This window comes from Streptomyces litmocidini, from assembly GCF_014649755.1.
Classification (GTDB): Bacteria; Actinomycetota; Actinomycetes; order Streptomycetales; family Streptomycetaceae; genus Streptomyces; species Streptomyces litmocidini.
The window spans coordinates 233,018-255,862 of the sequence record NZ_BMTQ01000004.1; the positions used below are offsets into that span (position 1 = coordinate 233,018).

Genomic DNA, 22,845 nt, shown 5'->3' on the forward strand with positions numbered 1-22,845 from the left:
AGACGCGGGAAGGCCCCCGGTTCCGGGTCGGAACCGGGGGCCTTCCTCCTGCACGCGGCCGGATTCAGCAGCCCAGCAGGCGGCTGCCCAGGTAGCCCTGGATCTGGTCGAGGGAGACGCGCTCCTGCTTCATGGTGTCGCGCTCGCGCACGGTCACCGCGTTGTCCTCGAGGGTGTCGAAGTCGACGGTGACGCAGAACGGGGTGCCGATCTCGTCCTGACGGCGGTAGCGGCGGCCGATGGCGCCGGCGTCGTCGAACTCGATGTTCCAGTTCTGGCGCAGGTCCGCCGCGAGGCCCTTGGCCTTCGGGGAGAGCTGCGCGTTGCGGGAGAGCGGGAGGACCGCGACCTTGACCGGGGCCAGGCGGTGGTCGAGGCGCAGCACGGTGCGCTTTTCCATGACGCCCTTGGCGTTCGGGGCCTCGTCCTCGATGTACGCGTCGAGCAGGAAGGCCAGCATGGCGCGGCCGACACCGGCGGCGGGCTCGATGACGTACGGCGTGTAGCGCTCGCCGGTCTCCTGCTCCAGGAACGACAGGTTGGCGCCGGAGGCCTTGGAGTGGGCGCTCAGGTCGTAGTCGGTGCGGTTGGCGACGCCCTCCAGCTCGCCCCACTCGCTGCCGCCGAAGGAGAACCGGTACTCGATGTCGGCGGTGCGCTTCGAGTAGTGGGAGAGCTTCTCCTTCGGGTGCTCGTACCAGCGCATGTTCTCCTCACGGAGACCCAGGCCGGTGTACCAGTTCCAGCGCTGCTCCATCCAGTACTCCTGCCACTGCTCGTCCTCGCCCGGCTTGACGAAGAACTCCATCTCCATCTGCTCGAACTCGCGCGTGCGGAAGATGAAGTTGCCCGGAGTGATCTCGTTCCGGAAGGACTTGCCCATCTGCGCGATGCCGAACGGGGGCTTCTTGCGCGAAGTGGTCTGCACCTGGGCGAAGTTGGTGAAGATGCCCTGGGCGGTCTCGGGGCGCAGGTACGCGACGGAGCCGGTGTCCTGGGTCGGGCCGAGGTGCGTGGAGAGCAGGCCGGAGAACTGCTTGGGCTCGGTGAAGGTGCCCTTGTTGCCGCAGTTGGGGCAGTTGAGCTCGGTGAGGCTCTCGGGGAGGCGGCCGTGCTTCTCCTCGTACGCCTCCTCCAGGTGGTCGGCGCGGAAGCGCTTGTGGCAGGAGGTGCACTCGGTCAGCGGGTCGGTGAAGGTGGCGACGTGACCGGACGCCTCCCAGACCTCGGTGGCCAGGATGACGGAGGAGTCGATGCCGACGACGTCCTCGCGCGCGGTGACCATGTAACGCCACCACTGGCGCTTCAGGTTCTCCTTCAGCTCGACACCCAGCGGCCCGTAGTCCCAGGCGGCGCGCTGGCCGCCGTAGATCTCGCTGCACGGGTAGACGAAGCCACGGCGCTTGCTCAGGCTGACGATGGTGTCGATCTTGTCGGCGGCCACGGTGCTCTCTTCATTACGACGACGAAGTGCGAATGCCACAGGTTACCGGCGCCCGCGGCCCCTGAATCAAATCGGTTCCGCCCCGGGCCCCGGTGGCCGGGAGCACATCCAAGGCAATTGACAACCGTTTCCAGTTTTGTTGAAAATGACTGTCATGAACGTACGCCGCCTGATACCCACCACCGCCCTCGCCGGAGCCGTCGCGCTCGGCGTCGTCTCCCTCTCCGCCTGCTCCGCGACCTCCGACGCCGCGGACAAGGGGAACGACGGCAAGCTGGACGTGGTGGCGTCGTTCTACCCCATGCAGTACCTGGCCGAGCAGATAGGCGGCGGCCACGTCGCCGTGAACACGCTCACCAGGCCCGGCGTCGAACCCCACGACCTGGAGCTCAAGCCGAAGCAGATCGGCGAGCTGGGCGAGGCCGACGTCGTCCTCTACCTCAAGGGCATCCAGCCCGCCGTCGACGACGCCATCGCCCAGGCCGGCGTGAAGCACACCGTCGACGCCGCCACCCTCACCGAGCTCGAGGAGCACGGCACCGGGGTCGGCCACGACCACGGGGGCGAAGAGGCCCACGAGGGCGAGGCCGGCGCCGACCCGCACGTCTGGCTCGACCCCGTCAAGTACGCCGAGGTCGCCCGGGGCGTCGGCAGCGCCCTGGAGAAGGCGGACCCGGGCCACGCCGCCGACTACCGGAAGAACACCGAAGCCCTGGTGAAGAAGCTCGGCGACCTGGACACCGCCTTCGAGACGGGTCTGAAGAACACCGCCACGAAGACCTTCATCACCACCCACTCCGCCTTCGGCTACCTCGCCGAGCGGTACGGCCTGGACCAGGAGGGCATCTCCGGCATGGACCCCGAGTCCGAGCCGAGCCCCGCCCGGATCAAGGAACTCCAGGACATCGCGGCGAAGGACAAGGTCTCCACCGTCTTCTTCGAGACCCTCGCGAGCGACAAGACCGCCAAGACCCTCGCCGGCGACGCCGGCCTCGGGACCGACGTGCTCGACCCGCTCGAGGGAATCACCGGGCAGTCCAGGGGCGATGACTACATCGAGGTCATGCAGTCCAACCTCGCCGCGCTGAAGAAGGCCCTCGGCGCCAGGTGAGCACAGCACAGCAGGAGGCAGTCGTGAGCGACAAGCCCGTCATCTCCGTCCGCGGAGCCACGGCGGCCCTCGGTGCCCGCCCCGTCCTGCGGGGCGTCGACCTCACCGTCCGTCCCGGCGAGGTCGTCGCCCTGCTCGGCGCCAACGGTTCCGGCAAGTCCACCGCCGTCCGCTCGATCATCGGCCAGGTCCCGCTGACCGGCGGCACGATCGAGCTGTTCGGCACCGACCGGAAGCGGTTCCGCGACTGGGCCCGCGTCGGCTACGTGCCGCAGCGCACCACCGCCGCCGGCGGGGTCCCCGCCACCATCCGCGAGGTCGTCTCCTCCGGCCGGCTCTCCCGCCGGAAGTTCGGCTGGCTGACGAAGGCCGACCGGGCCGCCGTGGAGCGGGCCATCGACCTCGTCGGCCTCGCCGACCGCGCCGCCGACTCCGTCTCCGCGCTCTCCGGCGGCCAGCACCAGCGGGTGCTGATCGCCCGCGCGCTGGCCTCCGAGCCCGAACTCCTGATCATGGACGAGCCGATGGCCGGCGTGGACCTCGCGAGCCAGGAGATCCTCGCCGCGACCCTGCGCGAGCAGGTCGCCGGCGGCACCTCGGTCCTCCTCGTCCTGCACGAACTGGGCCCCCTGGAGCCCCTCATCGACCGCGCGGTCGTCCTGCGCGACGGCTGCGTCGTCCACGACGGCCCGCCGCCCGAGGCCCTCGGCCAGCACGCCCTGCCCGGCCACGACCACGTTCATCCGCACGCGGCCGACGAGCCGCTCCGTACGGGACTGCTGACCTGATCATGGAATTCCTCGAACCGGCCTTCATGCAGCGGGCGCTCCTCGCCGCCCTCCTCGTCGGCATCACCGCGCCCGCCGTCGGCGTCTACCTCGTCCAGCGCCGCCAGGCGCTGATGGGCGACGGCATCGGACACGTCGCCATGACCGGCGTCGGCCTCGGCTTCCTGCTGAACTCCAGCCCGGTCTGGATGGCGACCCTCGTCGCCGTCGCCGGCTCCGTCGCGATGGAGCTGATCCGGGCGTACGGCAAGACCCGCGGCGACCTCACGCTCGCCCTGCTCTTCTACGGCGGCATGGCGGGCGGCGTGCTGCTGATCAACCTCTCGCCGACCGGCTCCAACGCCAACCTCACCTCGTACCTCTTCGGTTCGCTCTCCACGGTCTCGCCCGAGGACGTCACCGCGATCTCGATCCTGGCGGCCTTCGTGGTCCTCGTCACGATCGGCCTGCGCCGGCAGCTCTTCGCCGTCAGCCAGGACGAGGAGTTCGCCCGCGTCACCGGCCTGCCGGTGCGCGCCCTGAACCTGCTGATCGCCGTCACCGCCGCCGTGACCGTCACGGTCGCCATGCGGGTCGTCGGCCTGCTCCTGGTCAGCGCGCTGATGGTGGTCCCGGTCGCGGCGGCCCAGCAGCTGTCGAAGTCCTTCCGCGCGACCTTCGTGGGCGCGGTCGTCATCGGCGTCGTCGTGGCCCTGTCCGGCACGGTCACCACGTACTACGTGGAGGCGCCGCCCGGCGCGACGATCGTCCTGTACGCCATCGGGATCTTCGTCGTCCTGACCCTGCTCGCCACCCCGCTCGCCAAGCGGCGGGCCCGGGCGGCGGAAGCGGCCACGAGGGCCTGCGACGCGAAGGTTCCGGCCACCCGCCGGCCCACGGACGATGTGAAGGTCTGATCCTCGACTGATCCCGGGGGCACGGGGGACTGGCAGAATGGCGGGGCAGACAAGCATCCAAGGAGGCCCCCGTGGCGACGGCAGGACCCCCCGTACGCGGCCGCTCGACCAGGCAGCGGGCCGCCGTGTCGGCAGCACTGAACGAGGTGGACGAGTTCCGCAGCGCCCAGGAGCTGCACGACATGCTCAAGCACCGCGGCGACTCCGTCGGCCTCACCACCGTCTACCGCACGCTCCAGTCCCTCGCGGACGCGGGCGAGGTGGACGCGCTGCGCACCAGCGACGGCGAGACGGTCTACCGCCGCTGCTCGACCGGCGACCACCACCACCACCTGGTCTGCCGCGTCTGCGGCAAGGCCGTGGAGGTGGAGGGCCCGATGGTGGAGCAGTGGGCCGAGACGATCGCGTCGGAGCACGGCTTCGTGAACGTGGCGCACACGGTCGAGATCTTCGGCACGTGCGCGGAGTGCGCGGAGAAGTGACCTGACATACGAGGGGCCCGCACCGAAGCGATTCGGTGCGGGCCCCTTCCCATGGGCTCAGACCCGGACGGCGCTCCGGTCCAGGAGCGCCCGGAGCCGGTCGGCGTCGGCGGGATCGGCGAGGCCGCGCTTGGGCAGGTAGGCGAAGCCCGTGCCCGACTGCCTGGCCGTGAGGAGCACGAACATCCGGGACGTCTCCACGTACCGGGGCAGCATCGCCCACCGGATCACCGTGTCGGTGTCCCGGGTGGTCCAGCGGCCCCCCTCCTCGTCCACGACGGCCCGGGTCTCGCCCTGGGAGCCGATCAGCCGGAAGAGGCTGTAGGCCGTCGCCCAGGGCAGCGACTCCGCGCACCCCACGGCCACCAGGGCGAGGACGATCGTCTTGGCGGCGACCGCCGGTTCCGGGTCACCCGGCAGGAACAGCACGAGCCCCGCCGCCGCGAAGGCCAGCGCTCCGGCCGCCCAGGCCGCCCAGCGCAGCAGCCGCCACCAGACCGTGGCCCGCAGCCGCACCCGTACCGCCTCTTTCACCTCGGCGAACTCGGCCGAGTAGACGAGCTCCACCCCCTCCCCCACGGCCGGCTCAGGCCTTGTCGAGGACGGCGAGGTCGGCCGGGTCGACGCCCCCGAAGCGGCGGTCGCGCTGGGCGTACTCGACGCAGGCCCGCCACAGGTCGCGGCGGTCGAAGTCGGGCCACAGCACGTCCTGGAAGACCATCTCGGCGTACGCGCTCTGCCAGATCAGGTAGTTGGAGGTGCGCTGCTCGCCGCTGGGCCGCAGGAACAGGTCCACGTCCGGCATGTCCGGGTAGTACAGGTACTTCTGGATGGTCTTCTCGGAGATCTTCGCCGGGTCGAGCCGGCCCGCCTTCACGTCCTCGGCCATCGCCTGCGCCGCGTCCGTGAGCTCCGCGCGCCCGCCGTAGTTCATGCAGAAGTACAGCGTCAGCTTCGTGTTGTCCTTGGTCTGCTCCTGGGCGACCTGGAGCTCCTTGGCGACCGACTTCCACAGCTTGGGCATCCGGCCCACCCAGCGCACGCGGATGCCGAGCTCGTCGAGCTGGTCGCGCGTCTTGCGGATGAAGTCGCGGTTGAAGTTCATCAGGAAGCGCACCTCCTCGGGCGAGCGCTTCCAGTTCTCGGTGGAGAAGGCGTACAGCGAGATCGCCCCCACGCCCATCTCGATCGCGCCCTGGAGCACGTCGAGGACCTGCTCGGCGCCGACCTTGTGCCCCTCGGTGCGTGGTAGGCCGCGCTCCTTGGCCCAGCGGCCGTTGCCGTCCATGACGATCGCGACGTGCTCCGGGACCAGCTCGGTCTGGAGCTTCGGCGGGCGTGCACCGGACGGGTGCGGCTCGGGGGTCCTGTACTCCCTGCGCTGGCGCCCGAGGAGTCGTGCGATGGCCATGAGTGGTCTCTCCTAGCTTTTCTCTACGTACCGCAGGGAGCGCAGGCCGCGCTCCAGGTGCCAGTGCAGATAGGCGGACACGAGCCCGCTGCCCTCCCTGACGTGACGCGGCTCGCACGCGTCCGCCGTCGCCCAGTCGCCGGTGAGCAGCGCGCCGAGCAGGCCGATGGCCTCCGCAGAGGGTACGACGCTTCCGGGCACCCGGCAGTCGCCGCATATGACCCCGCCCGCCGCGACCGAAAAGAACCGGTTGGGCCCGGGGAGTCCGCATTTGGCGCAGTTCTCGAAGCTGGGCGCGTAGCCGTTCACGGCGAGGGAACGGAGCAGGAAGGCGTCCAGGATGAGGTGGGGCGCGTGCTCGCCCCGGGCGAGCGTCCGCAGACCGCCCACGAGCAGCAGGTACTGCTGCACGGCGGGCTCGCCCTCGTGGTCGGTGAACCGTTCCGCCGTCTCCAGCATGGCCGTGCCCGCCGTGTACCGGGCGTAGTCGGTGACGATCCCGCCGCCGTACGCGGCGATGGTCTCGCTCTGCGTGCACAGCGGCAGGCCGCGTCCGACCAGCTCACTCCCCCGGGCGAAGAACTGCACGTCCACGTGCGAGAAGGGTTCGAGGCGCGCCCCGAACTTCGACTTCGTCCGGCGCACGCCGCGCGCGACGGCGCGTACGCGGCCGTGACCGCGCGTGAGGATCGTGATGATGCGGTCCGCTTCACCCAGCTTCTGGGTGCGCAGCACGATGCCGTCGTCGCGGAACAGACTCATGCCCCCATTCTCGCGCACGCCGACGGAGCCCCGGGCCGGCACCCGGGGCTCCGTCGTGGGCGGGGGTGCGGCTCAGTAGCCGCCGACGTGGACGAGGTGTCCGTAGTAGCGGCCGGTGACGGGAGCGTTCGGGTCGCCCGCGAAGCCGTACGAGGCGGACTGGGCCGCGGCGTCGGCGCGGAGCTTGCCGATCACCTGGGCGGGGGTCATGCCCGCGCAGGGCCCGGTGAGACAGAGCGCGGCCGTGCCGGCCACGTGCGGGGAGGCCATGGAGGTGCCGGAGAAGACGACCGTGGTGCCGTGGTTGCGGGTGGACCTGACGCACACCCCCGGACCGGCGATGGTGTGGGCGGCGTCCGCGGCGCTGACGGCGAAGCTGGAGAAGTCCGCCGCGGTGTCGTCCTGGTTGCCCGTTTGGCAGGTCGCGGCGGCGCCGCCGCCGGGCCGCCCGTCGAAGTCGGCCGCGGCGGTCACCGTGAGGACCTCGTCGAAGGCCGCGGGGGTGTGGCGCGCCAGGTCGTCGGTGCTGTTGCCGGCCGCGACGACCAGCGTGACGCCCGCGTCGTTCACCACGCGGCAGATCGCCTGGTGCTCGGGGTCGTTGTCGGTGAGCCCGCAGTTGCCGTCGTCGGCGCCGTCGCCGCCGAGGCTCATGTTCGCGGCCTTGATGCCGAGCGGGGCGGCGTTCTGCGCCAGCCAGTCGAGCCCGCAGACGATGTTGGAGGTGGACCCGCTGCCGTCGGCACCGAGCACCTTCACCGCGTACAGCCGGGCGCCGGGCACCACCCCGACGACGTCGTCGCCGTTGTCCCGGGCGGCGACGGTGCCGGCCACGTGGGTGCCGTGGCCGTTGTCGTCCTGGTAGTCGCCCGGCCGCGTGGGACTCATGCAGTTGATCCCGCCGGCCACGTCGAGATCGCGGTGCCCGGTGTCGATCCCGGTGTCGATGATCGCCACCGCCGTGTCGACGGCCCCCGTCCCGTTCCCGGAGAGCGCGCTGCTCGCGTCGCTCTGGATCCGGTCCACCCCGGCCGGCAACACCTGCTGGGTGGCGTGCACGGGCCGGTCGGGCGCCACCGCCTTCACGTTCGGGTCCGCCCGGAGCGCGGCCACCTGGGACTCCGGCACGACCGCCGAGTACCCGACCAGCGCGTGCCGGTACCGGAAGCCCACCCGCACGCCGTGGTCCCGGCCGTGCCCCTGCTCGACCGAGTCGGCCCGGCCGCGCGCCGAGTCGTCGAGGACGACGATGTACCGCCCCTCCGGCTCGGCGGCCTTCGCTCCCGTGAGGCCCCCCGCCAACAACGCTCCTGCCGCCGCGGACACCGCCGCCAGCCGGTAGGCCGGTCTCGCGACCCGGCCTCGTCCCACCATGCCGAACACCCCGTCTCCTTTCGTGGTCGACGAACCGGAACCGGTTCGTGGCGACCACGTAACCGGGGCGGCGAGGCGCGCGCAGCGCGGGCGCGGCGGATGGACCAACGGGCCGCGTTCACCCGGAAGGGCTCACGGCACCTCGCCCCGGCTCCGGGCGTTGACGTGCGCCGTGGCCGCGCTCAGCCGCTCCGCCGAGGTGGCCTCCCGCACCCCCTCCGGCTCCACGTCCCACTCCCGCCCGCCGCCCAGCGGGCGGATCTGGACGTAAGGGCCCTCGCGCCCCATGAGCCTCCCGACCCGTCCGGTGCGGATCTCGACGACGTACGACCCGATGGGCAGCGTCATGAGCGACCCTCCTCCCTCGGCAGTACGGCGGCGGCGAGGAGCCGGGCCGTTTCCACCGTGCAGCATCCCAATTCCACGAGCGGCCGCGGGGGCTCCGCGGCGAGCGTGACGACGTCGAGCCCGAGCGAGGGGAGCGTGATTCCCGCCCTCGCGAGGGCCTCGCGCAATTCCGCCACTGCCTCTTGTGCGGTTCCGACTGCCCCCGTGGTCGCCTTCATGATGTCTTCCTTCACCAACGTATGCCTTTCTGAATCCATTTCCCGCTTCGCCTCTCCAGGGTGAGGGCAGATCCGTAGAATCGGCAGACGCGCGGGCCGTACAACTGCGGCGTAGGGTTGGGGAGTTAATCCATGGCCAGAAGCAAGCAGCAGGACGCGTGGGAGTTCTTCGGCGAGTTGCTGAAGGAGCGCCGGGAGGCGGCGGGGCTCTCACAGGGCGAACTGGGCAGACGGGTGTTCGTATCCGGGGCGTACATCGGCCTGTTCGAGCAGGGAATTCGAAAGCCGCAGCTGGATGTGGCGCGGCGAATCGACGAAGTCCTACAAACCGGCGGTATTTTCGAACGCACGTGGCGCAAGCTCATCAACAAGTCGCCGTACGCGTCTTATTTCAGCGCGGTGGCGGAGCTGGAGGGGGTGGCGACGAGGATCTGTGAGTTCGCGCCGACGGTGGTGCCGGGGTTGCTGCAGACGGCGGAGTACATGCGGGCCCAGACGTTGGCGATGTACCCGTTCGCCACGGAGGAGTACATCGAGGAGAAGCTCACCGCGCGGCTCGACCGGGCAAGGATCCTCGCGGACGCCACAAGACCTGAGTATTGGGCCGTCCTGCATGAGAACGTGCTGCTGACCCCCGTGGGTGGGCCTGCGGTGATGGCGATGACGCTGGATCGCATCGCGGCGCTGATGCGACAGCGGTGGGTATTGGTCACCGTCCTGCCTCGATCCGTCGGCGCTCACGCCCACATGGCCGGAACGCTCAAGCTCATGGAGTTCGAGGACCAGCCGCCAACGGCCTATACAGAGACGGAGTTTTCGGGAACCCTCCTCGACGATCCGGCTGTGGTGAAGCAGGCTCAGCGCACCTACGATCTGCTCAGGGTCGCCACCTTGTCGCCGGAGGCGTCCCTGTCCCTGATCGAGTCGGCGGCGGAGGACTACAGACGATGCGCCAGTACGACTTGACCAACGCCCAGTGGTTCAAGAGTTCCTACAGCAACGCGTCGGGCGGCGACTGCGTCGAGGTCTCATACGACCTCCCCGAGATCGTGCCCGTCCGCGACAGCAAGGCCGCCGACGGGCCCGTCCTGGTCGTGCCGACGACAGCGTGGGCCGCGTTCGTCGCCGACGTGAAGGGCTGAACGGCCCCTCTGTCGCGTCCGACGCTCACCGGCGTCTGCGGCGCCATACCGACACCGGCGCGAGCACCGCAAGGACGAGCAGCACGCCCGCGATGATCAGGTGCGCCGGCGTGCGCCCCTGCGCCAGCACGTACGCCGCGCACCCCGCGCCCCCGGCGGCGACGCCGACGGCCGGTGGCCGGCGCTCCGAAGTGAGCCCGGTGCCCACGACGAAGAGCGTCGGCATCGCGGCGAGGAAGAGCACCCAGCCGTTGGCCTCGTAGCCGTCGGCGGCGACGCATCCGCCCCGTGGGCCGGCCTCGCAGCCGCCCTCGACGAGCCCGAGCAGGCCCCAGGTCGCGGCGCCCAGCACCACGACGACCAGCGGTGTCCACCACAACCGGCCGTGGTTCTCGTCGTCCGGCGTCCCTCTGCTGCCGCTGCGGCCCCTGCCCATGATCCCTCCCCGATGGCGCTCCGCCGTGCGCGGTCGCAGCATGGAAGGAGGAGAACCGGTTCCCTCCCATGCCGCACGCGCATCGCCGTGGGAGTCACCATGCCCATGCTGCTGATCAAGGGATCCTTCCATCTCTCGGGCCGTACGGCCCCCGACGGGGACACCGTCCCCTTCGTCCCGGACTACGTGGGCGAGTGGAAGCTCGTCCGGGGCTGCGAGAAGCCGCGGCCGGAGCGCGACGGTCACGTCGACATCCGGCTCGAAGGCATCGACGCGCTGGAGACCCACTACACGGGGAACTACGGGGACGAGAAGCGCCAGCCGGCCACGTTCGGCGACGAGGCCACGAACGCGCTGCTGACTTTTCTCGGCTTCCGTGACATCCGGCGCACCCCCGACCCCCACCACCCGCACGACATGATCTCGGCGACCCCGGAATCGGTCCCGGGCTTCATCCTCACCAACGGCGCCGACGTCTTCGGCCGCTGCGTGGCGTTCGCCTGCGCGGGGGACCCGCCGGGGGCCAGCGGCTACGAGCTGGACGTGTCGGTGAAGTTCCTGAAGGAGAGGACGGCCAACTACCACCTGCTCCGCCTGGGCCTGGCGTATCCGACGTTCTACGAGGGGCTGCTCCCCGTCCTGCGCGACGCGCTGGCCGAAGGGAAGGCGGAGGCGCAGGCGGGGGTCGGCACGGGCATCTGGAACACCACGGCCGACGCGTTCGGCGACGTGACCCTCACCGGGGCCAAGATCACCGGGATGCGGTCGATCACCGACGACGTGGTGATCCTCCCGAAGCTCTTCCGCCGTCTGAAGGAGTACTTCTCGCTCGGCGACACCACGCTCGACGCCTTCCCCGCCTACCTGGCGGGAGCCGCGGACAAGTTCCTCGACCTGACGCGGGCCGAGCCGGAGGAGCAGATCGGGCTGCAGCGGATCGTCGAGATCACCGACACCGACACCGTGAGGATGACGCTCCCTCCGGAGAAGATCCTCTTCGAGCCGAAGTGAGCCGTCGCACGGGCCGTCGGCCGAGGACGACGGACGGGCCGCCCGTGAACCGGGCCCCTCCCGTGAATTGGGCCCCGCCCGTACCATCCCGTCCATGTCGATCACCCCCTCCGCGCCCGTCGTCCAGGGCTCCAGGAAGACCTCCCTCCGGCTCGACGGCGACGCGGTGCTCCTGAGCACCCCGCACGAGGAGGCCCGCATCCCGTTGGCGGCGATCGAGCGGATACGGGCCGAGGGGCGGTCGGTCACGGTCGAACTGACGGCCCCGGCGGGAGAGACCCGGTACGCGCACCGGGTGGCCGGGGCGAGCGAGGCGGCGGGCGCCCTGTTCGCGGACACCGTGAACGCCGCCCTGCCCGGGGCGGCGGGCCGGGACACCGCGGCCGACGGGACCAGGCTCGTCGAGACGCGCGCGCTCTCCCTGGGCCGACGGACGAGGAAGCTGCGCCGCGTCATGTGGCTGTCGGCCGGCGCCTTCGGCCTGCTCGTCCTCTCGTGCGTGCTCGTCGCCGCCGCCGGGGTTCCGGCCGCCATGATCGCCCTCGTGCCCGGAGGTCTCGTCCTGATCGGGGCCCTCGCCGTCGGGGCGAACGCGCTGGCCAACTGGTACCGCGAGTGGCGCCTGATCCGGCACGGCGTCACGACCTTCGCCGCCGAGGTCGCGGAGAGGCCGGGGACGTACCTCTACACGGACCCCGCGGGTCGGATCCGTCACGTGTTCACCTGGGCGGGCGGCATCGCCGTCAAGATCAGCTACGATCCCGCCGATCCGGCGGACGTCGTCCTCCCGAGGGCCGCCCTGTTCCGGCGCGGTGAGCTCGCGCTCGGCCTGTTCTTCACCGTCCTCGCGCTCGCCGGTCTGGTCGGCACGGTCGCATGGGCGGTCGTCGTGTTCCTCGACCCCGAGTCGATCGCCGGCGCCTTCTAGTTCGACTTATGGAAGTCATAAGTTCACCTTATGAGGCCATAGGCCGGGGGCGGGTACCCCGCCCCGCCGAGGGGTATTTAGGGTGGCCTAAGTGTCGGCGGTCTCGCCGCCACGTCGCTTGCGAAGGGAAACCCCGTCATGCCCCGCCCCCTCCGGGTCGCGATCGTCGGCGCCGGCCCCGCCGGAATCTACGCCGCCGATGCGCTGCTGAAGTCCGAGGCCGCCGCCGAGCCGGGCGTGTCGATCGACCTCTTCGAGCGGATGCCCGCCCCCTTCGGCCTGATCCGCTACGGCGTCGCCCCCGACCACCCCCGCATCAAGGGCATCATCACCGCCCTCCACCAGGTCCTCGACAAGCCGCAGGTCCGCCTCTTCGGCAACGTGAACTACGGCACCGACGTCCACCTCGACGACCTGCGCTCCTTCTACGACGCGGTGGTCTTCTCCACCGGCGCCATGTTCGACCGCGAGCTCAGCGTCCCGGGCGTCGAGCTGGACGGCTCGTACGGCGCCGCCGACTTCGCCTCCTGGTACGACGGCCACCCGGACGTGCCGCGCACCTGGCCCCTGGAGGCCGAGAAGGTCGCCGTCCTCGGCGTCGGCAACGTGGCCCTCGACATCGCCCGCATCCTCGCCAAGACGGCCGACGAGCTCCTGCCGACCGAGATCCCGGCCAACGTCTACGACGGCCTCAAGGCCAACAAGGCCGTCGAGATCCACGTCTTCGGCCGCCGCGGCCCGGCGCAGGCGAAGTTCAGCCCCATGGAGCTGCGCGAGCTCGACCACTCGCCGAACATCGAGGTCATCGTCAACCCCGAGGACATCGACTACGACGAGGGCTCGATCGCCGAGCGCCGCAAGAACAAGCAGACCGACATGGTCGCCAAGACCCTGGAGAACTGGGCGATCCGCGACGTCGGCGACCGTCCGCACAAGCTCTTCCTGCACTTCTTCGAGTCCCCCGTCGAGATCCTCGGCGAGGACGGCCGGGTCGTCGGCCTGCGCACCGAGCGCACCGAGCTCGACGGCACCGGCAACGTCAAGGGCACCGGCCGGACCACGGACTGGGACGTCCAGGCCGTGTACCGCGCCGTCGGCTACCTCTCCGACGAGCTGCCCAAGCTCCCCTGGGACGCCGTCTCCGGCACCATCCCGGACGAGGGCGGCCGCGTCGTCGAGGAGACCGGCGCGCACATGGCCTCCACCTACTGCACCGGCTGGATCCGGCGCGGCCCCGTCGGCCTCATCGGCCACACCAAGGGCGACGCCAACGAGACCGTCGCGAACCTCCTGGACGACTTCGCGAACGGACGCCTGCTCACCCCGGAGACCCCGGAGGAGGACGCGGTCGTGTCCTTCCTGGAGGGCAAGGGCGTCACGTACACCACCTGGGAGGGCTGGTACGCCCTGGACGCCGCCGAGAAGGCCCTCGGCGAGGCGCAGGGCCGTGAGCGCGTGAAGATCGTCGAGCGCGAGGACATGCTCCGCGCGTCCGGCGTCGAGCTCGGCTGACGGAAGCGCCCCGGCCTTCCGGGCCCCCACCGGTCACGTACCGGTGGGGGCCCGGCCCGTTTCCGGGGGCCGACCGTTTCCGGGGTGACCGGCCGTTTCGGGCGGGCCCGGCCCGTTCCCGGCGGGTCCCGGCCGTTCCCCGTCCCGAGCCCCCGGCCGACGAGCCCGGGGCCGTACCCGCTCCTACCCTGGAAGGACCCGAAGGGAAGTGAGCGGCGATGGCCGTCCCCGTCGAGCAGGTCCCCACCGTCGAACGGGCGCGGTCCGCGGCGGTCCGGGAGTCCTGGGCCGAGGCGTACGTGCTGCTGCACGAGGCCGACCTGCACCCCACGCGCGCCCTGACCGCCGAGGACCTCGGCGTCCTCTCCGACGCGGCCTGGTGGACCGGGCACGTCGACGAGTCCGTCGCCGCCCGGCTGCGGACGCACGCCGCGTGCGTCGCGGCCCACGACCACCGGGGCGCCGGCCTCGCCGCCTGGTGGCTCCACCACGAGTACGCCGGCCTCGGGCGGCCCGCCGCCGCGGCCGGCTGGCTGCACCGCGCCCGACACCACCTGGAGGACCTGCCGCCCTGCCCCGGACACTGCTTCCTCGCCTGGACGGACGCCGAGGAGGCCACCGCGCGCGGCGACCACGCGGCGGCCCTCGCGGCGACCGGCCGCATGACCCGCCTCGCCCCCCGGGCCGGGAGTCCCGACCTGCCGGCCCTCGCCCACCACGCCACCGCCGCGGTCCTCCTCGCCCAGGGCCGCCGCGCCGAGGCCCTGGCCCACCTCGACGAGGCGATGCGCGCGGTGACGGCGGGAGGACTGAGCGGCATGTTCACGGGCCTCCTGTACTGCCTGGCCATCAGCCGGTGCATGGAGGCCGCGGACTTCGCGCGCGCCGTGCGGTGGACGAACGCGGCGATGGAGTGGTGCGTCCCGCCGTGGACGGGCCGCCCCCACGGGGGGACGCCGCCGCTCGGCGTCACGCCCTCCGGCGAGAACCCCTTCCGGGGCGTGTGCCGGGCGCACCGGGTCGAGGTGCTCGACCTCCTCGGGGCGTGGGCCCTCGCCGAGGCGGAGGCCCGGCAGGCGTGCCGGGAGGTGCCGGTGGACCGCCTGGAGTCGGCGGCCGCCTCGTACTATGCCGCCGGGGACGTCCAGCGGCGCCAGGGCCGCATGGAGGAGGCGGCCGCCTCGTACGCCCACGCCCACGAGCTGGGCCGGATCCCGCAGCCGGGCCTCGCGCTGCTGCGCCTCGCCCAGGGCCGGCCCGAGGCCGCCGTGGCCGGCGTCGACCTGGCGCTCGTCTGCCGGAGCGGCCCCCGCCACGACCTCCTCGGCCGGGCCCGACTGCTCGCCGCCCGCGCCGAGGTCGCCCTCGCCGTCCGCGACGTCCCCGGCGCGGCGGGCGCGGCGGCGGAACTGGAGGGGCTGGCCGGGGACGCACCGCTGCTCCGGGCGATGGCCGACACCGCGCGGGGCGCGGTGGCCCTGGCGGAGGGCCGGCCGGAGCCCGCGCTGCGCCTGCTGCGCCGGGCGCTCGCCGGCTGGCTGGAGCTGCGCGTGCCGTACGAGGCGGCGCGGGTACGGATGCTGCTCGCGGCGGCCGACCGGACGGTGGGCGACGAGGAGGGGTCCCGTCTGGAGCTGGGCGCGGCGCGGGCGGTCTTCGAGCGGCTCGGCGCCGGGCCGGACGCCCGGCGGGCGGGCGCCCTGCTGACGCGACGCCGGCTGCCGGGCGGGCTGACGGCCCGGGAGGCGGAGGTGCTGCGGCTGGTCGCCTCGGGCGGGACGAACGAGGAGATCGCGCGGGCGCTGGTGATCAGCGAGCACACGGTGGCCCGGTACCTGAACAACGTCTTCGCGAAGCTGGGCGTCGGCTCCCGCGCGGCGGCCACGGCCTACGCGTACGCCCACGACCTGACCTGAGGCGCCCGCCGGGGCGGCGGTCCCGCCGAGACGGGCCGCCCTTCGTGGCCCGGTCCCCGCGGGACTTCGTGCTCGGCCTCCACCGGACTTCGCGGCCCGGTCCCCGCAGGACCTGCCGACGCCGCGCGCCGGCGCCGCTCACGTCCCCGAGGGCCGCGGCTGCTCCGGCGGGACCGAGCTCTCGGCGGCCGCCATCCACTGGTCCAGGTCGGCCTGGGTGAACTCCGTCCACGGGGGGATCCCGGGGAGCCGGCGGAGGAGGTCGTAGGCCTCGGGGATCCGGGCCCCTCGGAGGACCGGGCAGTGGCAGCCGGCGATGACCTCGGCGTCCAGGCGCTGGAAGTCGGTGACGACCGTCCCGAACTTCTGGTCGTCCACCAGGGCGGCCCAGGGGGAGACCAGCCTCCCGCCGAAGAACTGGCCGTCGCGGAACTCGTCCGGCGACAGCGCCGCCGTCTCGGGCAGGGGGGTCGGCACGTTCGTGGCGAAGGTGTCCACGGACCACAGGACGCTGGTCTTCGAGTCGAAGAGGGCGCGGGTCGTGGGGTTGTCGTACAGGGGCGGCCGCTTGGCGACCAGGGTGCGGTCGCCCGCGTCGATCGTGTCGCCGTCGGTCATGAAGCGGCACCGGTTGATGGGGGTCTCCCACTCCTCGGCCATGCGGCCGACGGAGAACCACGTCGTCAGCAGGGTCGCGTTCGGGCATTCCGCGAGGGCCGCCAGGAGGTTGCCGGCGTGGTCGCGGTCGTCGTGGGTGAGGAAGATCCACCGCACGTCCAGGGGATCCACGACGGACCGGACCGCCTCCAGCCACTGGGAGCGCACCGCGGGCGCCCCGGTGTCCACGAGGACCGGTTCGGTCCCCCGGATCACCATCGAGTTCATCGGGAAGTGGCCGACCGGTGGGGCCTCCAGCGCCCACGGGATGACGAACGTCTCCTCCGCGATCTCGTACGGCTGCAGAAGAGTGAAGCTCTCCGTGGTTGTCATCGCTGCTCTCCCTGGGGCGGAGTCGCCGCGGCGCTCATGTATCCAGTGCAGTCCCGTGCCGGAGCGTCGTCAAACGCAGGACGCGCGGCGGAGGCCCGTACGGGGCGGGCGGAGGGCGGCGGCCCCCGGGGTCTAGGGGACGGTGCGGGCCGAGGCCAGCAGGCGGACGGTGTCCTCGGGGGCGAGCGCGAGGGCGTTGCCGACGGTTCCGAGGACCTCCGTCTCCGCGGGGGCGTAGGGCCCGTCCGCGAGGGCGATCCGGGCGGCCTGGAGCAGGATCGACTCGCGCCCGGCGGGTGCCAGGTGCGGGGTGAGCGGCTCCAGCGCCTCGTGGAGCTCGATCGACAGGAGCGTCCCCTCGGGGTTCACCTCGGGCATGAAACGTCCGGTGTCGGCCTCCAGCGCCTCGACGAGGTCGACGAGCTGGACGGCCGTGCACTCGGCGAAGCCCGCGGACCGGACGGCGGTGACGGCCCGGTCCAGGACCTCGCGGGATTCGGTGCCGCCGGCCGCGAGGACGGCGAGGGCGACGGTGTGCACGGCGTCGCGCAGCATCGCGGAGAAACGGCTCGTCGTGGGGTGGTCGAGCACCTCCGTACCGAAGCGCGTGTGGCAGGCCGCGCACTCGACGACGGGGCCGGTACAGCCGCGGGGCAGGACGGGGACGCCCAGGACGGCGAACCTGCGGCGGCCGGTGCGCCGCCGGTAGTTGCGGTCGCCCCCGCACTCCTCGCAGAAGAACTCGCCGTCTCCGACGGTGTTCCATGAGGTGCGGATCCCGCAGACGGTCACCTTCCCACCACGTGAATTCCGGGCAGACCGCACACGCACCTCCTCAACGGCCCGGCTGCACTGCCGGCGTTGGCGTGATGTTAGCCACATCCTTGATGTGGCGTCAGCACCCCGTCAGGACTTCGCCGTGGAGATGGCCGAGACACGTCACCGGTCCGGGAGGCCTCCGGAGGCGGGGCGGCGGCGCTTCGCAGAGGCCAGGAAGCCCCCGCCGACGGCGTCGGCGGGGGCCACGGCGGCGGCGATCCTCCCGGGTCCGACGGCCGAACCGGTCGTGGCGAGATCACCCTCCGGGGTGGCGGACGGGGCCGGGGCCGGCGCGGTGGTGGAGGCGGCGGGGGTCCAGGTGGAGGGCGGGGCCCCAGGCGGGCCGGCGACCGCGACGCGGCCCACGCGTGCCACTGCCCCGCACCCTCCGGGAGGAAGGGTGCGGGGCAGTGGACGCCGGGGTCAGCGGGCGGAGCGGTTGACCGCCGAGATGACCGCCTTCAGGGAGGCGCGGGTGGTGTTGGCGTCGATGCCGATGCCCCACAGGACCTTGCCGTCGATGGCGCACTCGATGTACGAGGCGGCCTGCGCGGAGGCGCCCTCGCTCATCGTGTGCTCCTGGTAGTCCAGCAGGCGGGCGTCGACGCCGATGGACTGCAGTGCGGAGAAGAACGCGGAGATCGGACCGTTGCCGGAGCCCGTCAGGACGGTGTCGACGCCGTCGACGACCGCCTCGACGGTCAGGGTGTCCGTGCCGTCGGTGTCGGAGGTGGTCTGGCCGGAGCGCAGCTGGATGCGGCCCCAGGCGTTGTCCGGGTTGGGCAGGTACTCGTCCTGGAAGACGGCCCAGATCGCGGCCGGCGTGACCTCGCCGCCCTCGCTGTCGGTCTTCTGCTGGATGATCTTCGAGAACTCGATCTGCATCCGGCGGGGCAGGTCCAGCTTGTGGTCGTTCTTCAGGACGTACGCGATGCCGCCCTTGCCGGACTGCGAGTTGACGCGGATCACGGCCTCGTAGGAGCGGCCGACGTCCTTCGGGTCGATCGGCAGGTACGGCACGGCCCACTCGATCTCGTCGACGGTCTTGCCCTGGGCGGCCGCGTCGGCCTCCATGGCGTCGAAGCCCTTCTTGATGGCGTCCTGGTGGGAGCCGGAGAAGGCGGTGTAGACCAGGTCGCCCGCGTAGGGGTGGCGCGGGTGGACCTCCATCTGGTTGCAGTACTCGGAGGTGCGGCGGATCTCGTCGATCTGGGAGAAGTCGATCTGCGGGTCGACGCCCTGCGAGAACAGGTTCATGCCCAGCGTCACCAGGTCGACGTTGCCGGTCCGCTCGCCCTGGCCGAACAGGCAGCCCTCGACGCGGTCCGCGCCCGCCATGACCGCCAGCTCGGCCGCCGCCACGGCGGTGCCGCGGTCGTTGTGCGGGTGGACGGAGATGCAGATGTGCTCGCGGCGGGTCAGGTTCCGGGCCATCCACTCGAACCGGTCCGCGTGCGTGGACGGCGTCGAACGCTCCACGGTGGCGGGCAGGTTGAGGATGATCTCGCGGCCCGGGCCGGGCTGCCAGACGTCACAGACCGCCTCGCAGACCTCCAGGGCGAAGTCCAGCTCGGTGTCGGTGAAGATCTCGGGGCTGTACTGGTAGCCGAAGGTCGTCTCCGGGCCCAGCAGCTTCTCCGCGTACTCCATCACCAGTCGCGTGCCGTCCACGGCGATCTGCTTGATCTGCTCCTTCGAGCCGCGGAAGACGACCCGGCGGAAGGTGGGCGCGGTCGCGTTGTACAGGTGGACGGTGGCGCGCCTGGCGCCCTTCAGGGACTCCACGGTCCGCTCGATCAGGTCCTCGCGGGCCTGGGTCAGGACGGAGATGGTGACGTCGTCCGGGATCGCGCCCTCTTCGATGATGGAGCGCACGAACGCGAAGTCGGTCTCGCCGGAGGACGGGAAGCCGACCTCGATCTCCTTGTAGCCCATGCGTACGAGCAGGTCGAACATCTCGCGCTTGCGGGCCGGGGACATCGGGTCGATCAGGGCCTGGTTGCCGTCGCGCAGATCGGTGGACAGCCAGCGGGGCGCCTTGGTGATGCGCTTCTCGGGCCAGGTCCGGTCGGGGATGACGACGGCCTCGTACTGGCCGTACTTGTGGATCGGCATCCCGGACGGCTGCTGCGTGTGGGTCGCGTTGGTGATCGGCGTGGGGCGGCTGACGAAAGGCGACTGGGACATTGCGTAGGGCTCCTCGGGTCCTGCGGGAGAGACGGCCGACTGTCGAACGCAACACCGAAACCCGCGGGGAGGGGGTCGGCCTACGACTACAGGCCCTCGCCGCGGCAGCTAAGGAGAAGCAGCCCGAAACGCATGATGTGCGTCACCATAGCCCAGGTCCGTGGAAGGCGGACGTCCTGTTTCAGTATGCGGGACGGCCGCCACGTCAAGGGCGAAAGGTGACTCATCACTCCATTTCGCCAATCCTCGTCTCACCCCGTGACAGCGACATCACACAGTGCCACATTCGAGGAATGAACCAGCACTCGCCCGCCTTCTGCACGATCGTCCCGCCGCACGTCCTGGAGCGGCTCGCCGAATCCGACGACCCGGCGATCTCCGAGGCCGCCCGGCGCACGCTCCTGGTGGACGCGACGCAGCGCACGGCGCGCGCACAGGGTCCGGCCGCCCCCGCGGACGCCGGGCCCTCCGACAGGCCGAGGCGCACCGTCCACGACGCGGGGAACCGCACGGAGCTGCCCGGCGACCGGGTGCGCGGCGAGGGGGACGCCGCGGTGCGGGACGCCACCGTGAACCGCGCCTACGCCGGCCTCGGCGCCACCTTCGACCTCTTCGCGAAGGTCTACGGCCACCACTCGATCGACGGCGCGGGCATGCCGCTCCTCGCGAGCGTCCACTTCGACGAGAAGTACGACAACGCCTTCTGGAACGGCGAGCAGATGGTGTTCGGCGACGGTGACGGCGAGCTGTTCCTCGACTTCACGCTCCCCGTCGACGTCATCGGCCACGAGCTGGCGCACGGCTTCACCCAGCACACCGCCGACCTCGCCTACTACGGCCAGTCCGGGGCGCTCAACGAGTCGGTCTCCGACGTCTTCGGCTCCCTCGTGAAGCAGTACGCGCTGGGCCAGACCGCCGCCCAGGCCGACTGGCTGATCGGCGCCGGGCTCCTCGGCCCCGCCGTCGACAACGGCGTCGCGCTGCGCTCCATGAAGGAGCCCGGCACGGCCTACGACGACGACGTCCTCGGCAAGGACCCGCAGCCGGCCACCATGGCCGACTACGTGCGCACCAGCTCCGACAACGGCGGCGTGCACATCAACTCCGGCATTCCCAACCACGCCTTCTACCTGCTGGCCGTCGAACTCGGCGGGAACGCCTGGGAGCGGGCCGGACAGATCTGGTACGACGTGATGACCGGCGGCACGCTGACCGGGGAGGCCCGCTTCTCGGAGTTCGCGCGGGCCACCGTGGCGGCGGCGAAGGCGCGGTACGGCGACGGGGAGGAGATGCAGGCCGTCCTGAAGGCCTGGACCGCGGTGGGGGTGCCCGCCGAGTGACCGGCTGGTAGACAGGGCCCATGCGGATTCGAGTGCGACGCACGGGCGGTTTCGCGGGCATCGAGCGGTCGGCGGAGGTGGAGGCCTCGGGACCCGAGTGGGAGTCCCTCACCGCCGCCGCCCTCGCGGACGGCGACGACGGCGGCGGCCGGGGCGTGCCGGACGGCTTCTCGTACGAGATCACCGTCGACGGCCGCACGGCCCACTGCCGCGACCCGCACCTCACGGACGCCCAGAGGACTCTCGTCACGAGGGTCCTCAAGGAGGGGGCCTAACGGGCGGCGCGGCGCCAGAACCTGTTCTCCTTCGGCGGCCTGACCTTCAGGGACCAGTCGCCCTCGGCACTGCGGACCTGCACGAGCAGGGGCCCCTCGGGCAGCGGCCGCGCGTCCCTGGGGAGCCTGCTCGCCACGTTGGCGAGCAGGTGGTCGCGGCCGCCCGGCTCATGGCCCTGCACATGGAAGTACGCGTGGCCGAACTTCGTGTGGAGCCGGGAGGAGAGCAGACCGGCGGGGCCGGTGTGCAGCAGCACGTCGGCGCCCCTCCCCCGGGCGTCGCGGCCGAGCTCCTCCACGGTGCTCACCGGACGGACGGCGATCGTCCACTCGCTGCCGTGGGCGTTCACGCGCAGGCGCAGCGGGTTCCGGCCGTCGTGCCGCAGCAGCCCACGGCCCTCGTGGTCCTCCAGGGTCGTGTTCGCGAGCAGGACGTCGGCCTTGCCGTGCTCGTCGAGGCTGTCCACTCCGAAGTAGCCGTCGCCCTTCCGGGCGGAGTCGACCAGGACGTAGCCGGCCGGGATCGGCACGTCGACGGTGAGGGTCCCGGCGCCCCTGCCGCTGCGGACGAACTCCGGGAAGTCCTCGCCGAACAGATCGACGTCCGACTGCGGGCCGACCCGCGCGGGGCGCCGCACGGGGACCTGTGCCGGGATCCGTGCGGGGGCGGCCTCGGCCTCCCGGACCTTGGCCAGGAGCTCCTCGGGGATGGCCTCCGGCAGTGCGCCGACGGCGGACTCGTCGTCCGGGGCGGGCTCGTCGTCGGAGGCGGCCTCGGCCTCCCGGACCTTGGCCAGGAGCTCCTCGGGGATGGCCTCCGGCAGTGCGCCGACGGCGGACTCGTCGTCCGGGGCGGGCTCGTCGTCGGAGGCGGGCTCGTCGTCCGGGGCGGGCTCCGGGTCCCCGCCCACGACGCCGTAGTCCTCGGCGAGGCCGACGAGACCGGAGTCGTAGCCCTGGCCCACGGCACGGAACTTCCACCCGCCGTCGCGCCGGTAGAACTCGCCGAGGACGAACGCCGTCTCGGTGCTCGCGTCGTCGACCTCGTACAGCGCCAGCTGCTCGCCCGTGGTCGCGCTGATCGTCCGGATGTGCAGGCCGGGCACCCGGCCGAACGTCCCCCCGTCGACGGAGGCGGTGATCACGATGCGCTGGACGGCGGGCTCGACGCGCTCGGTGTCGATCTCCAGCCAGTCGGCGACCCGCTGGTCCTCGTCCCGCACCCGCCCGGTCAGGCGCACCGCGCCGGACGCGTGCGTGAGCTGGTTGTAGAAGACCAGGTCGCCGTCGCCCCTGACCCGGCCGGAGGCGTCCAGGAGCAGTGCGGAGGCCTCCACCTCCGGCACCCCCTCGCCGGCGGCCCGCCGGACGACCGCGATCCGCCACGCCTGCCCGGGGACAGGCAGGTTTCCCCCCTTGACGATCTCTGTCACGGCGCCATGCTGGCACGCCGCC

25 protein-coding genes are annotated in these 22,845 nt (G+C 72.0%); 12 read left to right on the forward strand and 13 right to left on the reverse strand.

The features are described from left to right. Positions 1 to 64 precede the first annotated feature (64 nt). Positions 65 to 1,444 carry a glycine--tRNA ligase gene (locus IE180_RS10650; protein WP_190156571.1) on the reverse strand — a complete coding sequence of 460 codons (1,380 nt, stop codon included), beginning with the start codon at positions 1,442 to 1,444 and terminating at the stop codon, positions 65 to 67. Between the two features lie 154 nt (positions 1,445 to 1,598). On the opposite strand from IE180_RS10650, the gene IE180_RS10655 reads away from it, so the two are divergent. The 4 genes from IE180_RS10655 (at position 1,599) to IE180_RS10670 (ending at position 4,721) form a co-directional block, all read left to right on the forward strand. Beyond that, the gene (locus IE180_RS10655) at positions 1,599 to 2,555 is read left to right on the forward strand and encodes a metal ABC transporter substrate-binding protein (RefSeq protein ID WP_190156572.1); all 957 of its coding nucleotides are present in this window, start codon (positions 1,599 to 1,601) and stop codon (positions 2,553 to 2,555) included. 23 nt (positions 2,556 to 2,578) lie between these two features. Further along, on the forward strand, positions 2,579 to 3,343 hold the full coding sequence (locus tag IE180_RS10660) for a metal ABC transporter ATP-binding protein (protein ID WP_229860426.1): 765 nt from the start codon (positions 2,579 to 2,581) through the stop codon (positions 3,341 to 3,343). 2 nt (positions 3,344 to 3,345) lie between these two features. Further along, positions 3,346 to 4,239, forward strand: coding sequence for a metal ABC transporter permease (locus IE180_RS10665; RefSeq protein WP_190156574.1), 894 nt, complete (start codon positions 3,346 to 3,348; stop codon positions 4,237 to 4,239). 71 nt (positions 4,240 to 4,310) lie between these two features. Further along, positions 4,311 to 4,721 carry a Fur family transcriptional regulator gene (locus IE180_RS10670; RefSeq protein WP_190156575.1) on the forward strand — a complete coding sequence of 137 codons (411 nt, stop codon included), beginning with the start codon at positions 4,311 to 4,313 and terminating at the stop codon, positions 4,719 to 4,721. Positions 4,722 to 4,778: 57 nt separating this feature from the next. Here the strand turns inward: IE180_RS10670 and IE180_RS10675 are convergent, their stop codons facing one another. The 6 genes from IE180_RS10675 to IE180_RS10700 form a co-directional block, all read right to left on the reverse strand. After that, positions 4,779 to 5,300: a YcxB family protein gene (locus IE180_RS10675; RefSeq protein WP_190156576.1), complete on the reverse strand. Its 522-nt coding sequence runs from the start codon at positions 5,298 to 5,300 to the stop codon at positions 4,779 to 4,781. Positions 5,301 to 5,307: 7 nt separating this feature from the next. Further along, a complete protein-coding gene (locus IE180_RS10680; protein ID WP_190156577.1) occupies positions 5,308 to 6,132 on the reverse strand; it encodes an isoprenyl transferase in 825 nt (274 codons plus the stop codon). A 12-nt stretch (positions 6,133 to 6,144) separates the two neighbouring features. Further along, complete coding sequence (gene recO / locus IE180_RS10685) at positions 6,145 to 6,894, reverse strand: DNA repair protein RecO (protein WP_190156578.1); 750 nt, start codon at positions 6,892 to 6,894, stop codon at positions 6,145 to 6,147. Between the two features lie 72 nt (positions 6,895 to 6,966). Beyond that, on the reverse strand, positions 6,967 to 8,268 hold the full coding sequence (locus IE180_RS10690; protein WP_190156579.1) for a S8 family serine peptidase: 1,302 nt from the start codon (positions 8,266 to 8,268) through the stop codon (positions 6,967 to 6,969). Positions 8,269 to 8,400: 132 nt separating this feature from the next. Further along, positions 8,401 to 8,616: a hypothetical protein gene (locus IE180_RS10695; RefSeq protein ID WP_093876188.1), complete on the reverse strand. Its 216-nt coding sequence runs from the start codon at positions 8,614 to 8,616 to the stop codon at positions 8,401 to 8,403. Continuing rightward, complete coding sequence (locus IE180_RS10700) at positions 8,613 to 8,834, reverse strand: hypothetical protein (RefSeq protein WP_190156855.1); 222 nt, start codon at positions 8,832 to 8,834, stop codon at positions 8,613 to 8,615. The genes IE180_RS10695 and IE180_RS10700 overlap by 4 nt, the downstream gene beginning before the upstream one ends. A 132-nt stretch (positions 8,835 to 8,966) precedes the next feature. On the opposite strand from IE180_RS10700, the gene IE180_RS10705 reads away from it, so the two are divergent. Next, entirely contained in the window at positions 8,967 to 9,800 is an 834-nt protein-coding gene (locus tag IE180_RS10705) for a helix-turn-helix domain-containing protein (RefSeq protein WP_190156580.1), read from the forward strand. Then, on the forward strand, positions 9,782 to 9,976 hold the full coding sequence (locus IE180_RS10710; RefSeq protein WP_190156581.1) for a DUF397 domain-containing protein: 195 nt from the start codon (positions 9,782 to 9,784) through the stop codon (positions 9,974 to 9,976). The genes IE180_RS10705 and IE180_RS10710 overlap by 19 nt, the downstream gene beginning before the upstream one ends. A 25-nt stretch (positions 9,977 to 10,001) precedes the next feature. Here the strand turns inward: IE180_RS10710 and IE180_RS10715 are convergent, their stop codons facing one another. Beyond that, the gene (locus IE180_RS10715; protein ID WP_190156582.1) at positions 10,002 to 10,454 is read right to left on the reverse strand and encodes a hypothetical protein; all 453 of its coding nucleotides are present in this window, start codon (positions 10,452 to 10,454) and stop codon (positions 10,002 to 10,004) included. 57 nt (positions 10,455 to 10,511) lie between these two features. Here IE180_RS10715 and IE180_RS10720 point away from each other — a divergent pair, with 57 nt between their 5' ends. The 4 genes from IE180_RS10720 to IE180_RS10735 all read left to right on the forward strand — a co-directional run bounded on the left by IE180_RS10720 (position 10,512) and on the right by IE180_RS10735 (position 15,779). Further along, positions 10,512 to 11,423, forward strand: coding sequence for a nuclease (locus IE180_RS10720; protein WP_190156583.1), 912 nt, complete (start codon positions 10,512 to 10,514; stop codon positions 11,421 to 11,423). Positions 11,424 to 11,517: 94 nt separating this feature from the next. Then, positions 11,518 to 12,351 carry a hypothetical protein gene (locus IE180_RS10725; protein ID WP_190156584.1) on the forward strand — a complete coding sequence of 278 codons (834 nt, stop codon included), beginning with the start codon at positions 11,518 to 11,520 and terminating at the stop codon, positions 12,349 to 12,351. Positions 12,352 to 12,489: 138 nt separating this feature from the next. Then, positions 12,490 to 13,863, forward strand: a complete 1,374-nt coding sequence (locus IE180_RS10730) for an FAD-dependent oxidoreductase (protein ID WP_190156585.1) — start codon at positions 12,490 to 12,492, stop codon at positions 13,861 to 13,863. A 218-nt stretch (positions 13,864 to 14,081) separates the two neighbouring features. Further along, entirely contained in the window at positions 14,082 to 15,779 is a 1,698-nt protein-coding gene (locus IE180_RS10735) for a LuxR family transcriptional regulator (protein ID WP_190156586.1), read from the forward strand. Between the two features lie 138 nt (positions 15,780 to 15,917). On the opposite strand, the gene IE180_RS10740 is transcribed toward IE180_RS10735, so the two are convergent. From IE180_RS10740 to leuA, 4 genes are all read right to left on the reverse strand, one after another. Then, positions 15,918 to 16,769, reverse strand: coding sequence for an oxygen-binding di-iron domain-containing protein (locus IE180_RS10740; RefSeq protein WP_190156587.1), 852 nt, complete (start codon positions 16,767 to 16,769; stop codon positions 15,918 to 15,920). 132 nt (positions 16,770 to 16,901) lie between these two features. Then, complete coding sequence (locus IE180_RS10745) at positions 16,902 to 17,594, reverse strand: TerB family tellurite resistance protein (RefSeq protein WP_190156588.1); 693 nt, start codon at positions 17,592 to 17,594, stop codon at positions 16,902 to 16,904. A 114-nt stretch (positions 17,595 to 17,708) separates the two neighbouring features. After that, the gene (locus tag IE180_RS10750) at positions 17,709 to 17,963 is read right to left on the reverse strand and encodes a hypothetical protein (protein ID WP_229860427.1); all 255 of its coding nucleotides are present in this window, start codon (positions 17,961 to 17,963) and stop codon (positions 17,709 to 17,711) included. A gap of 48 nt (positions 17,964 to 18,011) precedes the next feature. Beyond that, complete coding sequence (gene leuA / locus IE180_RS10755; protein ID WP_190156589.1) at positions 18,012 to 19,775, reverse strand: 2-isopropylmalate synthase; 1,764 nt, start codon at positions 19,773 to 19,775, stop codon at positions 18,012 to 18,014. 293 nt (positions 19,776 to 20,068) lie between these two features. Here leuA and IE180_RS10760 point away from each other — a divergent pair, with 293 nt between their 5' ends. Further along, positions 20,069 to 21,115, forward strand: a complete 1,047-nt coding sequence (locus tag IE180_RS10760; protein WP_190156590.1) for a M4 family metallopeptidase — start codon at positions 20,069 to 20,071, stop codon at positions 21,113 to 21,115. 20 nt (positions 21,116 to 21,135) lie between these two features. Continuing rightward, positions 21,136 to 21,390: a protealysin inhibitor emfourin gene (locus tag IE180_RS10765; protein WP_190156591.1), complete on the forward strand. Its 255-nt coding sequence runs from the start codon at positions 21,136 to 21,138 to the stop codon at positions 21,388 to 21,390. Here the strand turns inward: IE180_RS10765 and IE180_RS10770 are convergent. Next, complete coding sequence (locus IE180_RS10770; protein WP_190156592.1) at positions 21,387 to 22,823, reverse strand: TerD family protein; 1,437 nt, start codon at positions 22,821 to 22,823, stop codon at positions 21,387 to 21,389. The two genes, IE180_RS10765 and IE180_RS10770, sit on opposite strands and share 4 nt — an antisense overlap. Positions 22,824 to 22,845: the final 22 nt, after the last annotated feature.

What these genes read in the sequence shown, in the direction of transcription:
- IE180_RS10655 (WP_190156572.1), top strand. Translation starts at nt 1,599, where the DNA reads ATGAACGTACGCCGCCTGATACCCACCACCGCCCTCGCCGGAGCCGTC.
- IE180_RS10665 (WP_190156574.1), top strand. Translation starts at nt 3,346, where the DNA reads ATGGAATTCCTCGAACCGGCCTTCATGCAGCGGGCGCTCCTCGCCGCC.
- IE180_RS10680 (WP_190156577.1), bottom strand. Translation starts at nt 6,132, where the DNA reads ATGGCCATCGCACGACTCCTCGGGCGCCAGCGCAGGGAGTACAGGACC.
- recO (WP_190156578.1), bottom strand. Translation starts at nt 6,894, where the DNA reads ATGAGTCTGTTCCGCGACGACGGCATCGTGCTGCGCACCCAGAAGCTG.
- IE180_RS10690 (WP_190156579.1), bottom strand. Translation starts at nt 8,268, where the DNA reads ATGGTGGGACGAGGCCGGGTCGCGAGACCGGCCTACCGGCTGGCGGCG.
- IE180_RS10695 (WP_093876188.1), bottom strand. Translation starts at nt 8,616, where the DNA reads ATGACGCTGCCCATCGGGTCGTACGTCGTCGAGATCCGCACCGGACGG.
- IE180_RS10700 (WP_190156855.1), bottom strand. Translation starts at nt 8,834, where the DNA reads ATGAAGGCGACCACGGGGGCAGTCGGAACCGCACAAGAGGCAGTGGCG.
- IE180_RS10705 (WP_190156580.1), top strand. Translation starts at nt 8,967, where the DNA reads ATGGCCAGAAGCAAGCAGCAGGACGCGTGGGAGTTCTTCGGCGAGTTG.
- IE180_RS10710 (WP_190156581.1), top strand. Translation starts at nt 9,782, where the DNA reads ATGCGCCAGTACGACTTGACCAACGCCCAGTGGTTCAAGAGTTCCTAC.
- IE180_RS10715 (WP_190156582.1), bottom strand. Translation starts at nt 10,454, where the DNA reads ATGCTGCGACCGCGCACGGCGGAGCGCCATCGGGGAGGGATCATGGGC.
- IE180_RS10720 (WP_190156583.1), top strand. Translation starts at nt 10,512, where the DNA reads ATGCCCATGCTGCTGATCAAGGGATCCTTCCATCTCTCGGGCCGTACG.
- IE180_RS10725 (WP_190156584.1), top strand. Translation starts at nt 11,518, where the DNA reads ATGTCGATCACCCCCTCCGCGCCCGTCGTCCAGGGCTCCAGGAAGACC.
- IE180_RS10730 (WP_190156585.1), top strand. Translation starts at nt 12,490, where the DNA reads ATGCCCCGCCCCCTCCGGGTCGCGATCGTCGGCGCCGGCCCCGCCGGA.
- IE180_RS10735 (WP_190156586.1), top strand. Translation starts at nt 14,082, where the DNA reads ATGGCCGTCCCCGTCGAGCAGGTCCCCACCGTCGAACGGGCGCGGTCC.
- IE180_RS10740 (WP_190156587.1), bottom strand. Translation starts at nt 16,769, where the DNA reads ATGACAACCACGGAGAGCTTCACTCTTCTGCAGCCGTACGAGATCGCG.
- leuA (WP_190156589.1), bottom strand. Translation starts at nt 19,775, where the DNA reads ATGTCCCAGTCGCCTTTCGTCAGCCGCCCCACGCCGATCACCAACGCG.
- IE180_RS10760 (WP_190156590.1), top strand. Translation starts at nt 20,069, where the DNA reads ATGAACCAGCACTCGCCCGCCTTCTGCACGATCGTCCCGCCGCACGTC.
- IE180_RS10765 (WP_190156591.1), top strand. Translation starts at nt 21,136, where the DNA reads ATGCGGATTCGAGTGCGACGCACGGGCGGTTTCGCGGGCATCGAGCGG.